The following is a 14,318-nucleotide window of genomic DNA, read 5'->3' as shown; positions in this document are numbered from 1 at the left end:
AAAAAAATTAACCGTTTTATAAGTTTATTAGCAATGGTGTTTGCACCAGCTGAATCATTTCATTTTTAAATAGGCTTCAACATAATTTGTGGTCGAAAAATACTCATCTCTAAGCTTTTTTAAATGGTTGGTAACAATTGCTAGTTCGGGATAATTTGGGTCGAGACAGTCCTTGATTTCTTTATCCCTAACCGAAATAATGATGTACCAAAAACCATTTCTAGAAGTATAATTGTCCTCGAAGATCGGATCATTCCCTTTGCTTTGTATACCGGTATCAACGGCAATTGGAATTAAATTCAGCGTTTTTGTCACTCTTTCTCTTTCAAAAAAAGACATATAAAAAGTCTTGTTGTCAATAATAATGGGAACGTTTGAATCTACATTGCTGTGTTTTAAATTGTATTTGGTATTGATAAAGTTGTAAAATTCATCAGCCTTTTTTTTGTCTTCAAAGACAAATCCGTAGCAATTTGGAAGGTCTTTTTTGAATTTTTTGGCTTGTACAATTTTATCACCCTCAATATTTGGCGCAATTCGCAATGGGATGCACGAATAGAATAATAGCATCATGAAACCAAGTCCAAGTTTTTTCAATGGGTTATTGGGTTAAGTGGAACAATAACTGCAAGTAAATGTAAGTTTTTTATTTGAATCAATTCGCCACTGAAAACTGAGAGTCATACAAATTCTTATAAAAACCACTTTCACGATTAATTAGTTCTTGATGTGTACCTTGTTCAACGATTAGTCCTTTATCCATAACTACGATTTTGTCTGCGTTTACAATCGTGGCTAATCGGTGTGCAATAACAATAGAGGTTCGGCCTTTAGTAATGGTTTCGGTAGCACGTTGAATCAATTCTTCAGAGTAGGTATCTATAGAAGACGTGGCTTCGTCAAGAATTAAAATACTTGGGTTACTCACATAAGCTCTCAAGAATGCAATTAATTGGCGCTGACCAGAGGATAGCATTACTCCGCGTTCCTTGACATCAAAGTTATAATTATCAGGCAAGCTCATTATAAATTCATGCACTCCAATTTTTTTGGCTGCAGCCAATACTTGGTCGCGATCAATTTCAGGATTATTTAAGGTGATATTATTAAAAATAGTATCAGCAAAAAGGAAAACATCCTGCAATACTACCGCAATTTGCTTTCGTAAAGAACCTAAAGTATAATTTTCAATATTTTGATTATCAATATATATGGAGCCGCTATTGATTTCGTAAAAACGATTCAGTAAATTGATAATAGTAGATTTTCCTGCACCTGTAGAACCTACAATGGCAATTGTTTGTCCAGCGTTTACTTCTAAATCAATTCCTTTTATTACTTCTTCATCAAGAATATAACCAAAACGAACTTTATTAAATTCAATATTTCCTTTAAAAATTGGTGCCTCAAGAGTACCTGTATCTTGTATTTGATCTTGGGTGTCCAAAATATCAAAAACACGATTAGCCGCAATCATTCCCAGTTGCATCTCATTGAATTTATCAGCTATTTGTCTTAGTGGATTGAACAACATTCCAATAAACATGGTGTATGAAAATAAATCTCCAAAAGTAGTGAAATTGTCTCCGTTTAATATTTTGATTCCGCCGTAAAGCACAATAAAACTAAGTGTCAATGACGAAATAATATCTGCAATAGGGAAGAAGATAGAGTTGTATAAAATGGTTTTTATCCACGCTTTCTTGTGCTTGTCATTTATCTCTTTGAACTTTTCTGACTCAATATTTTCCCTATTAAAGAGTTGAACAATCTTCATGCCCGTGACACGCTCTTGTACAAAGGAATTCATATTGGCAATTTGAGTACGCACTTCCTCAAAAGCAACTTGCATTTTCTTTTGGAATATCCTCGTAACAAAAACCAGGATAGGCATGGCGACAATAACAATCCAAGTTAGGGTCCAGTTCATGTAAAACATAAAACCGAGCACCACAACCATTTTCATCAAGTCACTAATTATCATGAACAAACCTTGACTAAAAATTCTAGCAATAGATTCGATATCAGAAACCGAACGAGTCACCAATTGCCCCACAGGAACGTGGTCAAAATATTTCATTCTAAAACTCAAAATGTGCTGAAACAGTTTGGTACGAATGTCTTTTACAATGTCTTGACCCAACCAGTTGGCCCAAAAGACAAAGTAAAATTGTGAAAACACTTCTAATAAAAGCACAATCCCCATTAAGATTACATACATCAATAATCCTTTTTGATCTTGTGTAGCAATATAACCATCAACGGTTTGTTTCAATAAATACGGGCGTAACGCTGCAAATATTGACAATGAAATGGCAAAAATAACCACTCCATTAAAACGCCATTGATAGGGTTTTGTAAATTTTAATATACGCTTGAATAATCTAGTATCAAATGCTTTTGCTTTCATATTATTTTTTGGAGCTGTTTACTTCGTCAATTCGCTTTGCTCTTGTCTGCTATTCGTTACAAATGTAATTCACTGAACTCCTACGAAAATAAAAGTTGAGTGAAGTAATCAGGGCTATTGTGTAATGTAATCGTATTCTATTTTGGTTAAATACAAACCATGTGCTGGAACCGAAATCCCGGCCTTATCTCTGTTTTTACTAGCAATAATGGCTGTAAAATCATCGAGTGTAATTTTATGCAACCCTACATTGATCAACGTTCCTACAATGGCACGCACCATATTGCGTAAAAACCTATTTGCCGAAACGGTAAAAACCAACGAATTGTTGTCTTTTTGTGCCCAATGCGCTTCATAAATCGTACAATCAAATGTGTTTACATCAGTGTTTACTTTAGAAAAACATTGAAAATCAGTGTGTTCAAACAGTATTTGTGCTGCTTGATTCATGAGTTCAATATCCAACGTTTGATGAAAGTACCAACTCTTATCTTGTAAAAATACATCTTTAAAAGTATGAATGTGATATTCGTAAGTTCTTTTAGTAGCATCAAACCTAGTGTGAGCATCATCATGAACTGCTATCAGGTCATAAATTACAATATCTTTGGGTAAATAAGAGTTGAGTTTGTGAATCAAACTTGTATTATCAAATGATTTTTCTATGTCAAAATGAGCATACATTTCTCTTGCGTGAACTCCTGTATCAGTCCTTCCGGCACCCATAAGATTTAGGGGTGTATTTAGCAATACCGAAAAGGCTTTGTTCATGGTTTCTTGAACAGAGGCTGCGTTAGGCTGGAATTGCCATCCGTGGTAATGCGTGCCATTATATGCAAATTTAACGAAATATCTCAACAGTTTTTTTTTGATGCGACAAAGATACTTATTAATTTTTGTGCAAGGAAATGACAAACTGCCAAAGTTTGTTAAGAATGAATTCGATTTCATTATTGAACCAAGAATGGCTATTTTTACAAAAATTTCTAGCCCAGATAGTAGCGGTATCTCCCGATTTTAAAAAACAAGGCTTTTTAGCCGTAGTTTTTTTGATCGGGAATAAAGCGTATAGCTGGAAAAAGCTCCTAAAAAAACTTACATTGAAAAAAATCCTTTTACTTTCGGATACGCACAGTCATATAGACGATACCATTTTAAAATATGTGGACCAAGCCGATGAAGTGTGGCATGCGGGCGATATAGGTAATCTGATTGTTACTGATGCGCTACAAAAAGTAAAACCTTTGCGTGCTGTTTATGGTAATATAGATGATGCAAAGGCTCGAATGGAATTTCCATTACACAACCGATTTATGTGTGAAGGAGTTGATGTGTGGATCACACATATTGGTGGTTATCCTGGGAAGTACAATGCTAGTATTAGAGAAGAACTACTTGTAAATCCTCCGAAAATATTTATTTGCGGACACTCTCATATCCTAAAAGTTATGTTTGATAAGAAATTGAATCTTTTGCACCTTAATCCTGGAGCCGCTGGTATAAGTGGTTTTCATCAAGTACGCACTATGCTGCGATTTGTAATAGAAGGAGATAAAATTAAGGATATGGAAATTATTGAGTTGGGTAAACGGGGTTAGAATTCTTTTTATGGTAGTGTATGGGAACTTCAATACTTACAGTTGTACCCCAATTGAGTTTTGAATCAATATAAAATGTCCCTTTCAAGTTATTGATTCTAGATTTGATTTGGTTAATTCCAAAACCCTCAAGAATATGAAAATTAGAAGAATCAAAACCTTTTCCGTTATCAATAATTTTTATTTGCAACGTGTTATTATTTTCGTCCAATGAAACTATAGATTGGCAGGCTGTACTGTGTTTTATAGTATTGTTAATGAGTTCCATAATGATGAAATAGATTTTCATTTCAAAGTCTTCGTCATAACGGGTGTTTCGATCTACTGAATTGTTAAAGACAAAGTTCAGTAATGAGTTTGTGTTTTTTTCGCATAGATCTTCCAGAGCATCAAATAATCCAAAACGAACCAGTAACGAAGGCATTAATTCATGGGATAAATCCCGAACTTGGTCGTGTGCATTTTCAAGGATTTGTTTTGTTTTAGTAATTTCAGTGGGGAAATTTTGTGTTTGATTGGTAAAAGCTTGTAATTGCATTCCAGCAGATGACAATAGAGCACTTATGTTATCATGTAAAAAAGAAGCAATTTTTTTCCGTTCTAATTCTTGACCATTAATGGAGGCATTTAGTATGTTTTCTTGAACCTTGCTTTGTAAGTCTTTAATTTTGTTTTTGTGTTTTAACTTTGCGTTTAAAGTTAAAATATAAAAGACCAAAGAGAGTAATAGTAAGATTACAGCTACAACAATTACAATTTTTTTATTGCGGTATTGTTCTTCTAATAGTTCTATTTGTTTGGTTTTGAACTCACTCTCAATTTTGTCGATTTCACGTTTATATTCGTCGATTTCAAGATTTATTCCTGCAACATTTGCTTTTTTTATTTTTTCCTCGTCTTTTAATTCTTCGGTCAATCTAATGTAGGAGTCGAGGTAAGAGTATGCTTTTTTGTAATCTCCAGTTTTTGTTAAAAATTTAGAATACTCAAGATAAGAAAATGATAAATCTGATTTTTCATCTCCTTGAATCCCTAGTCTGATGGCATTCTCAAAATGTAAGGTAGCTTTTTTAGTATCATTAATACTCGAATAATACATTCCGTTAAGCATGTGCAGCGCTACAATTGTAGATGCATCACCGTCCTTTTTATGATTTTTATTGATGTAATCTAAATAGGGACACCCATTTTTAAAATCACCAATATCAAAGTACGCCCAGGTAATATTTAGTTTTGTAAATAAAATTTGTGCAACATCATTAATATTAGTGCTGTATTCTAATGATTTTTTATAGTAATAAATTCCTTCTTTGTATTGTTTTTTATCAAAGCAATAAATGTTTCCAATATTGTTGTATAGCCAGTTTTTTAATACATCATTATTGGTTTTTTTGGCATAAATTAATCCTTTGTTGTAATAATAAAATGCTTTGTCAGGTTCTGAAAGTTGATCAAAATTAGCTGCAATAGTGTTGTAGCAGCTAGCAATGATATTATTGTCTTTAATTTGAATAGCTTTGCTGAGTGCTAGTCTAGATTGTATCAAAGATTTCTCATAGCTGCCCTCTCGCATGAGTTCAATAGATTTGTTAGAAAGCAGTATGATATCCTTCATTGTTTGGGTTTTGTCTTCGGCCAATAACAAAACAGGGAAAAAGCCAAAAATAAATAAAAACAGAATTGTAATTTGCTTGTTTAACATGCTGCTGTAATTAATTCTTGTATTTAAAAGCCAATACAATGGATGTATTAATAGTGATATATTGATATTTAGGTTTTTATAAGCTTGTTTTTAAGGGCATATTTAACCAAACTAATGGAGTTTTTTGCGTCTAATTTTTTCATAATATTTTTACGATGCGTTTCTACAGTATTCATACTGATAAAGAGTTGATCGCTTATCTCTTTTCCGCTAAATTCAAGAGCAATTAATGTTATAATCTCAAGTTCTCTATCTGTTAAGATAAAATCTCCATTTTGATCGAGTTTGTTTAATTTTGGATTTTCTTTGGTAGCAGAATTAAATATTTTCTCTCTAACAGATCTACAAAAATATTCTTCCCCATTGTGCACAGCTTGAATGGCTTCAACAATATTTTCACCTGCACATTTCTTGGTCAAATAGCCACTTGAACCTAATTTCATAACTTCTTTAATGATTCGTAAATCATCGTGACTGGATAAAATTATAATCTTACAAGGAAATCCTTTTGATGCAAACTCTTTTATGACTTGTATGCCATCTTTTTCGGGCATGTTGATGTCTAGTACTAATATGTCAGAATTATTTTGAACAACTTCCTGATACAAATTAGATCCATTTACAGAAAAACCAACGACTTCAAAGTGAGGGTTTGTGTGGAGAAGCGTTTTAATACCATCGATTAATATTTGATGGTCATCTGCAAGGTGAATTCGGATTTTATCAGACATAAAGTTTTAATATAATCAAATATATAAAAAATAACAGACACTAATTTGATTTTGTATTTATTATTTCTTACAAAATTTTTAAATTTAATGTAATTGAAATATTTATCAAATGGCAACAACGTATTGTATTAATTTATCTTATCATTTTCAATAAATAACAAAAAAACCCGAAAATTAATTCGGGTTTTCTTCGCACTAATAAATAAAAAATTATAGTATTATCTCAATCTGTCCACAGATTTTACGAGATCTTCATCTTTCTTGATCGCCTTATTAGCCAAAACTAAAAACACGATAGCAAGAACAGGTAGAAACATCCCAATACCTTTCTTAGAAACAGCAGGTGTTTCTCCAGATAAATTTAGCGAACGATAGACAAACAATGCTAATAAAATCATATTTAATATGATATTCAATCTGCCCATAACAAATTGATTTTGTCTCTTTTTGAATGAAATGATACTCACTAGTGTCAGCATAGTACTTAGTCCAAGAATGATGGTATAGATTTGATTTTGCATAAAATAATATGCTTTTCCATCATTTAAGGTCCAAAGTGGCAAGAAAAACAACAAAACACCAGTCATAATGAATACTAATGCTAGGTATACGGTTTGAATTCGTTGTATCATTTTTTATATTTGTTTTACAAAAATATATTTTCTTTTTTAAAAATACTATTGTATGCTAATTTTTTATTCGTATTATTGCATCATAATACCGTAATAACTTCATACTGCGGTCAGTTGATTTAAAAAATTACCACCTATCTTTTATAACATCTCCAACAAAATTAATTAAATTCCTAGAACATTCATGTTTGATATTTCTGCATTAAAAGAAATGAAGCTTTCTGAGCTTCAAGAAATTGCTAAATTAGCAAAAACCATAAAGTTTAACGGTGTAAAAAAAGAAACATTAATTGGGCTAATACTAGAGCAACAAGCACTTAGTAAAGCACCGGAGAATGTTGCAAAACCTAGTGAGAATCTTGAAGAGGAAAAAACAAAAAGAACAAGAATACTTCCTGTAAAAAAAGCACCCATTCAAAAAAACGAAAAAAGTACGCTTTTTGAAAATGATATATCCGTTACTCCAGAGGCAATTACTACTGTATCTCCTGATAACGAAACTGCAACAGATACAAAAACAGAGGACATTCCAGCAGTGTCCACGAATATTGAGGAAGATGGTGTTAAAAGGGGTAAAGCTATAAAATTTAATAAATCAGCATACGAGAAAAAGATAGCTTTAAAGAAAAATAAGGAAGAAGTTAAAACAGTAGAATCAGAGCCAGAAACGATAGTTGAAGATGCTCCTGCTGTAAAAAATGAATTACCACTTGCTATAAAAAAAATAAACCCGAATCAGCTCAATAAGCAAAACACTAACGGGAACGTAAATCAAAATCCGAATTTTAAGAACAAAAAAAGCAATTTTGCTGCTGCCGATTTTGAATTTGATGGAATCATTGAAAGTGAAGGAGTGTTAGAAATGATGCCTGATGGATATGGTTTTTTACGATCTTCAGATTACAATTACTTAGCATCACCAGATGATATTTATTTATCTACTTCACAAATTAGACTTTTTGGATTAAAAACAGGAGACACGGTAAAAGGAGTCGTACGTCCACCAAAAGAAGGTGAGAAGTTTTTCCCATTAGTGCGCGTTTTAAAAATCAACGGACATGATCCACAAGTTGTTCGAGATAGAGTTTCATTTGAGCACTTAACACCAGTTTTTCCATCAGAGAAATTCAAATTGGCCGAAAAACAAAGCACTGTTTCTACTCGCATCATCGATTTGTTTTCACCAATAGGAAAAGGACAGCGTGGTATGATTGTAGCACAACCAAAAACGGGTAAAACCATGTTGCTTAAAGAAATTGCAAATGCTATTGCCGCCAATCATCCTGAAGTTTATTTGATCGTTCTATTAATTGACGAGCGTCCAGAGGAAGTTACTGATATGCAACGCAGTGTGCGTGGTGAAGTAATTGCTTCTACCTTTGATAGAGAACCACAAGAACACGTTAAAATAGCTAACATTGTTCTTGAAAAAGCAAAACGATTGGTAGAATGTGGTCATGATGTTGTTATTTTATTAGATTCCATTACCCGTTTGGCAAGAGCTTACAATACCGTTCAGCCTGCATCTGGTAAAGTATTAAGTGGTGGTGTTGATGCGAATGCGCTACAAAAACCAAAACGTTTTTTTGGAGCTGCTCGTAATGTAGAAAATGGAGGATCTCTAAGTATCATTGCAACTGCATTAACTGAAACAGGATCTAAAATGGATGAAGTAATTTTTGAAGAATTTAAAGGTACAGGAAATATGGAGTTGCAATTAGATAGAAAAATTGCTAATAAACGTATTTTTCCAGCTATTGATTTAACTTCTTCTAGCACAAGACGTGATGACTTATTGTTAGATCAAAAAACATTACAAAGAATGTGGATTATGAGAAAATACCTTTCTGATATGAATCCTATTGAAGCCATGGACTTTGTAAATGATCGATTTAAGAAAACTAAAAATAACGAGGAGTTTTTAATTTCTATGAATGATTAAATTTCATTTAAACATTTAATTCGTACTAAATACCAAACCCAAAAGAATTTCTTTTGGGTTTTTTTATGTTTTTCTAATACTCTAAAACCAATATAGAAATGCAAAACTTAGTTTTAAAAACATCAAACCACGCCATTTGTTCGTTGTTAATTAATTGTTAAATGGTGTAATATAATTTAGTAAAGCTTGATTTACATTTATTTTTATAGCAAATAACCAATAAAACCTACTAAATGAAGAAATTTTTCATTTTTACTGCTATTGCTCTTACCAGTCTTGTACCTTTAGAAAATCAGGCCCAATCTAAAAAGGAAAAAGACAAAAATGCCGTTGTAGTAACAGCTCCTGAAAAGAAACCAGAGACAACTATTAAGGAGTATAGCAAAGTAATTACAAAAGATGCTATAACCGATGAGGGTTTGTTTACAGTCCACAAAGTAGACAAAAAGTATTTTTTTGAAATCCCCAATAAGCTCTTAGATAAAGACATGTTACTGGTGAGTAGATTGTCAAAACTACCTTCAAATTTAGGTGGAGGATATGTAAATGCAGGTTCGGAAACGAATGAACAACTCATTGTTTGGCAGCGTTTTCAAGATAAAATTTTAATAAAACTTAAATCGTTTAATGCGGTTGCTGCCGATAGTTTACCAATAAGCATTTCGGTTAAAGCTAATAATTACGAGCCTACTTTATTCGCTTTTGATATTGTGGCTTTTAGTAAAGACTCTTTGAATACGGTGATTGATGTAACTAAGTTTTACAATACTGATGTTCGTTCTATAAGCGGATTATCAGCAGAAATGAGAGATACTTACAAGGTGAGAAACCTTGATGAATCCCGCAGTTTTATCAATACCATGAAAAGTTTCCCTATGAACATTGAGGTGATTCAAGATTTTACCTATAATGCTTCAAAACCACCCGTGCAAGTTGATTCTGAAACAATCAGCATTCAAATGAATCAATCGATGATTTTATTGCCAGAAAAGCCCATGCAACCCAGACTGGCCGATGATCGGGTAGGATGGTTTACGATGGATCAAATTGACTATGGCAGCGAAGCCTTAAAATCAGATAGTAAAAGATACATTCGCCGCTGGAGATTAGAGCCTAAAGATCCAGTTGCGTACGCCAAAGGAGAGCTTGTAGAGCCTATAAAACCAATAGTTTATTATCTTGATCCTGCTACTCCTGTTAAGCTTAGAAAGTACATCAAGCAAGGCATTGAAGATTGGCAAAAACCATTTGAAACAGCAGGTTTTAAAAATGCTATTATTGCCAAGGATGCTCCGAGCAAAGAAGAAGATCCTGATTTTAGCCCAGAAGATATTCGCTATTCTGTGATACGTTATGTTGCAAGTACAACAAGAAATGCTGTTGGACCTAGTGTTTCTGATCCTCGCACTGGAGAAATTATTGAGAGTGATGTAATTTGGTATCACAACCATTTGCGTTCGTATAGAAATCGTTATTTACTAGAAACAGGCGCAGCAAATCCTTCAGCTCGAACATTGAACACTAGTGATGAAGAAATGGGCGAAATGATGCGAATGGTTATTGCACATGAGGTAGGGCATGCACTTGGTTTTCCTCACAATATGGGTGCAAGTTGTGCATATAATACAGAGAGCTATAGAGACGGAGCTTTTACTCAAAAAAACGGAATCGCAGCAAGTTTAATGGATTATGCTCGATATAATTATATTGCCCAGCCAGGAGATAAAAACATTCGTTTCATTCGACAAATGGGACCTTACGATCATTATGCCACAAATTGGGGGTATCGATACATACCAAATGCAAATTCTCCAGAGGCTGAAGTTCCAACTTTGGATAAGTGGATTATGGAAAAAGCAGGAGATATAACCTATAAGTTTGGAAGTCAAAGTAGTAGTTTTGATCCTACTTCACAAACAGAAGACATCGGTAATGATGCTATGAAAGCAAGTACTTATGGATTGAAAAATTTACAGTATGTTGCAACTCATTTACCTGAGTGGACAAGCGATGTGACTAATAATTACGAAGACCTTGATGAGTTATACAAAGAAATGCTAGATGTGTGGGGCAGGTATGTAGGGCATGTTGTTACTAATATAGGTGGAGTGTACGAAAGTTATAAAAAACCCAATCAAAAAGGAAGTGTATATAATGTTGTGCCAAAAGAAAAACAAATTGAAGCCATGCAGTGGTTGCAGGCTAATGCATTTGCTTCTCCTACATGGATTGTTAATGTAAATACCTTAAAAAATCTTGACTATGCTGGATATACAGAGCGTTTTAGAAACATACAAGCCCGTTTTTTAAATAGTGTTTTAAGTTTTGAACGTTTAGGCAGGTTACTAGATGCAGAAATCGTAGGTTCTACAAATTATAAGGCGTTAGATGCTTTGGCAGACATGCGCAAAGGAATTTGGAAAGAAGCTTCGGCTGGAGCCAATGTTACCATCTACAGACGAAACCTGCAAAGAGCTTATATAGAAAGAATGAGTTATTTGATGAAAGAAGAAATAAAATCAGGACGCCCATCTGATTTTTATAATGTAGCACAATCAGATGTACGTGGCCTGGTTCGTGGGGAATTGAATGTATTAAAAGTACTTTTGACAACTGCTCGATCTGCTGCTGTCAATATTGAAACAAAATATCATTATGAAGATGCTATAAAAAGAATAGATCTAATTTTGAATCCAACATAAGAATAGGTGTCCAGTAATAATTTTATAATTTGCCTCCAGATGTATTTTATTCATTTGGAGGCATTTTTTTAGATACTTACTCTTTAGAATCTTAGTTTAAATTCTCTTATGTTAATTTTAATTTTGGATTTGAGTCGTGTCTTGAAATTAGTTTTATACAGTCTTTTAAGAAAAAAATAAATAATTATTAGACAACAGTGTTAGAAATGATTTTTTTTCTTTGTAAATTTCCAAGTAAATCAAAATCTTTTCAAATGAAAGTTTACCCTACGCCTGAAAATGAAATTGAACGCCTTAAAGTACTCCAGGAATACGCAATTTTAGATACTATTTCAGAGAAAGAATATGAGGCTATTACGCAACTTGCTTCTTATATATGTGGAGTTCCAATAGCTCTGGTGAGTTTAATTGATAAAGACAGACAATGGTTTAAAGCTAGTGTAGGGCTGGATGCAAGTGAAACATCACGTGAAGATTCTTTTTGTCAATATACCATCATGAACAATCATGTTTTTGAGGTAGAAAATGCAACTGAGCATGAGCTTTTCTTTGACAATCCATTAGTGTTAGGTGATCCTAACATAAGGTTTTATGCGGGTGCTCCATTACTCAATAAAAACGGTTTTGTGATGGGGTCACTTTGTGTTATTGATACAGAACCTAAAAAATTAAATGAAGAACAAAAAAATGCTTTACAACTTTTAGCAAATCAAGTGGTAGCATTATTAGATTCTAGAAAGACAAATTTAGAATATCTAGATTCTCAAAAAGAATTGCAAAACTTTATAGATCTATCAAAGGATTTGGTTTGTATAGCAAATCTAAACGGGCTTTTTTATAAAGTAAACCCGGCCTTTACAAAAGTTTTAGGATTTGAAAAACAAGAGCTAGAAGGAAAACCTTTTATAGATTTTGTTCATCCTGAGGATGTGCAATCAACACTTGATGAGGTAGGAAAACTTGCTGATTTAAAGCAGACAGTGAGTTTTGAAAATAGGTTTAGAACTAAAGATGGATCATATATAAATTTGAGTTGGAACACTTCACCAGATCCAGAAACAGGAAATTTATACGCAATTGCTAGAAATGTTCAAAAAGAAAAGCTTGCAGAACAGCATTTAAAAGAAGTGAACTATTTGCTGGAGGAGTCACAACAAATTGCTAAAATTGGCAGTTATAATTATAATTTTGTTACAAAAAATTTGATTTGGTCTGATGAGTATTATCGTATTTTTGAAATGGATAAGATGCCTACAGATGAGTTAGTTGCAAAAATTAGAACTTTAATCCATCAAGATGATTTAATAGTTTTGGATAATATTATGGGAGAGGTGTCCAAAACCGGTAAAAGGTTCAAAACAAATTATAGAATAGTTTTTCCAGACGGAAGAGTTAAATATATTTTAGCTATTGGTGAACCTGTAATGGATGCTCAAGGTTCCATAATTGCACTTAACGGTGTTGTACAAGACGTTACAGACATTACGGTTGCCGAACAAAATCTTTCCGAAAAATCTAAAGAAATCAAAGATATCAGAGCTGCACTCGATGAGGCTGCTATTGTATCAATATCTAATAGAAAAAGAAAACTAACGTATGTTAATGATAATTTTTGTACTGTTTCAAAATTTGATAGAGAAGAGTTAATAGGAAATGAACAACCAAATATGGCTGCTTTTTTCGAAACTGAAATAGGAAAGCAAATTTTAGAAAATATTAACAGCGGCATAATCTGGAAAGGTGAAGTACGACATAAAGCCAAAGACGGAACCTATTATTGGGAAAATAAAACAATAGTTCCATTTTTAGATAATAAAGGAATTCCATACCAATATATTTCAATAGGGACTGATATTACCGATAGAAAAAATGCTGAAGAAAATTTAATAGCTGCTCTTGATAGTTTAGAAAAGAAGAATAGAGAGCTAGATGAATATGCTCATGTAGTGTCTCATGATTTAAAGTCACCTTTAAGAGCTATTTATAACCTCTCTGAATGGATTGTTGAGGACATGCCTGACATGCCACAAAAAGTAAAAGGAAATTTTGATTTACTGCGTCGTAGAGTATCTAGGATGGAAAATTTAATTAATGGCGTTCTTGAATATTCAAAAATTGGTCGTTTGGAAATTGAAAAAGAAAGTATTGATATTAATGAGCTTTTAGAACAATTAATAGACTCAATAGTGCCAGATAATTTTGAAGTTACCATGGGGACAAACTTTCCTATTGTACTTGCTGAAAGGATTTTATTGCAACAAGTATTTACGAACTTAATTAGTAATGCTGTGAAATACAATGATAAACCAAAAGGGAAAATTCATTGCTCCTACAAATCTTTGAAGGATTATCATCAATTTACTGTAAAGGATAACGGACCTGGAATTGCAGAAGCTTATCAGCAAAAAGTATTCAAGGTGTTTCAAACTATAGAAGCCCGTGACGTAAAGGAAAGCACAGGAATAGGATTAGCAATTGTTAAAAAAATTGTGGAAGAAAAAGGCGGTGTCATATATATTGACAGCAAAGAAGGTGAGGGATGTAGCTTTATATTAACCATTCCTAAATGCCAACATGTTAGTTAAAACCAATTCAAGTTAT

10 protein-coding genes are annotated in these 14,318 nt (G+C 33.0%); 4 read left to right on the top strand and 6 right to left on the bottom strand.

Translation table 11 applies throughout. The annotated features are described in order from the left end of the window. Positions 1–54: 54 nt before the first annotated feature. The 3 genes from IQ05_RS09455 to truA all read right to left on the bottom strand — a co-directional run bounded on the left by IQ05_RS09455 (position 55) and on the right by truA (position 3,268). The gene (locus IQ05_RS09455) at positions 55–573 is read right to left on the bottom strand and encodes an adaptor complexes medium subunit family protein (protein WP_208653360.1); all 519 of its coding nucleotides are present in this window, start codon (positions 571–573) and stop codon (positions 55–57) included. Positions 574–655: 82 nt separating this feature from the next. Then, entirely contained in the window at positions 656–2,410 is a 1,755-nt protein-coding gene (locus IQ05_RS09450) for an ABC transporter ATP-binding protein (RefSeq protein WP_144892341.1), read from the bottom strand. Between the two features lie 114 nt (positions 2,411–2,524). After that, on the bottom strand, positions 2,525–3,268 hold the full coding sequence (truA, locus tag IQ05_RS09445) for a tRNA pseudouridine(38-40) synthase TruA (RefSeq protein ID WP_144892339.1): 744 nt from the start codon (positions 3,266–3,268) through the stop codon (positions 2,525–2,527). 242 nt (positions 3,269–3,510) lie between these two features. On the opposite strand from truA, the gene IQ05_RS09440 reads away from it, so the two are divergent. Continuing rightward, positions 3,511–4,008 carry a metallophosphoesterase family protein gene (locus IQ05_RS09440; protein ID WP_144892530.1) on the top strand — a complete coding sequence of 166 codons (498 nt, stop codon included), beginning with the start codon at positions 3,511–3,513 and terminating at the stop codon, positions 4,006–4,008. Here IQ05_RS09440 and IQ05_RS09435 read toward each other — a convergent pair. The 3 genes from IQ05_RS09435 to IQ05_RS09425 all read right to left on the bottom strand — a co-directional run bounded on the left by IQ05_RS09435 (position 3,983) and on the right by IQ05_RS09425 (position 7,073). Then, entirely contained in the window at positions 3,983–5,710 is a 1,728-nt protein-coding gene (locus IQ05_RS09435; RefSeq protein ID WP_144892337.1) for a tetratricopeptide repeat-containing sensor histidine kinase, read from the bottom strand. The genes IQ05_RS09440 and IQ05_RS09435 overlap by 26 nt on opposite strands. 68 nt (positions 5,711–5,778) lie before the next feature. Beyond that, the gene (locus tag IQ05_RS09430; RefSeq protein WP_144892335.1) at positions 5,779–6,441 is read right to left on the bottom strand and encodes a response regulator; all 663 of its coding nucleotides are present in this window, start codon (positions 6,439–6,441) and stop codon (positions 5,779–5,781) included. A gap of 218 nt (positions 6,442–6,659) precedes the next feature. Next, positions 6,660–7,073, bottom strand: coding sequence for a DUF4293 domain-containing protein (locus tag IQ05_RS09425; protein WP_144892333.1), 414 nt, complete (start codon positions 7,071–7,073; stop codon positions 6,660–6,662). A 184-nt stretch (positions 7,074–7,257) separates the two neighbouring features. Here IQ05_RS09425 and rho point away from each other — a divergent pair, with 184 nt between their 5' ends. The 3 genes from rho (at position 7,258) to IQ05_RS09410 (ending at position 14,302) form a co-directional block, all read left to right on the top strand. Continuing rightward, entirely contained in the window at positions 7,258–9,015 is a 1,758-nt protein-coding gene (gene rho / locus IQ05_RS09420) for a transcription termination factor Rho (protein ID WP_144892331.1), read from the top strand. Positions 9,016–9,248: 233 nt separating this feature from the next. Next, a complete protein-coding gene (locus IQ05_RS09415; RefSeq protein WP_144892329.1) occupies positions 9,249–11,717 on the top strand; it encodes a zinc-dependent metalloprotease in 2,469 nt (822 codons plus the stop codon). A gap of 254 nt (positions 11,718–11,971) precedes the next feature. Continuing rightward, positions 11,972–14,302, top strand: coding sequence for a PAS domain S-box protein (locus tag IQ05_RS09410; protein WP_144892327.1), 2,331 nt, complete (start codon positions 11,972–11,974; stop codon positions 14,300–14,302). The last annotated feature ends 16 nt before the right edge of the window (positions 14,303–14,318 follow it).

The sequence above is a fragment of the Flavobacterium tiangeerense genome (genome assembly GCF_007830355.1).
GTDB lineage: Bacteria > Bacteroidota > Bacteroidia > Flavobacteriales > Flavobacteriaceae > Flavobacterium > Flavobacterium tiangeerense.
The sequence above is the reverse complement of the archived record's forward strand: the minus strand, read 5'-3'. Positions and strand labels throughout refer to the sequence as shown.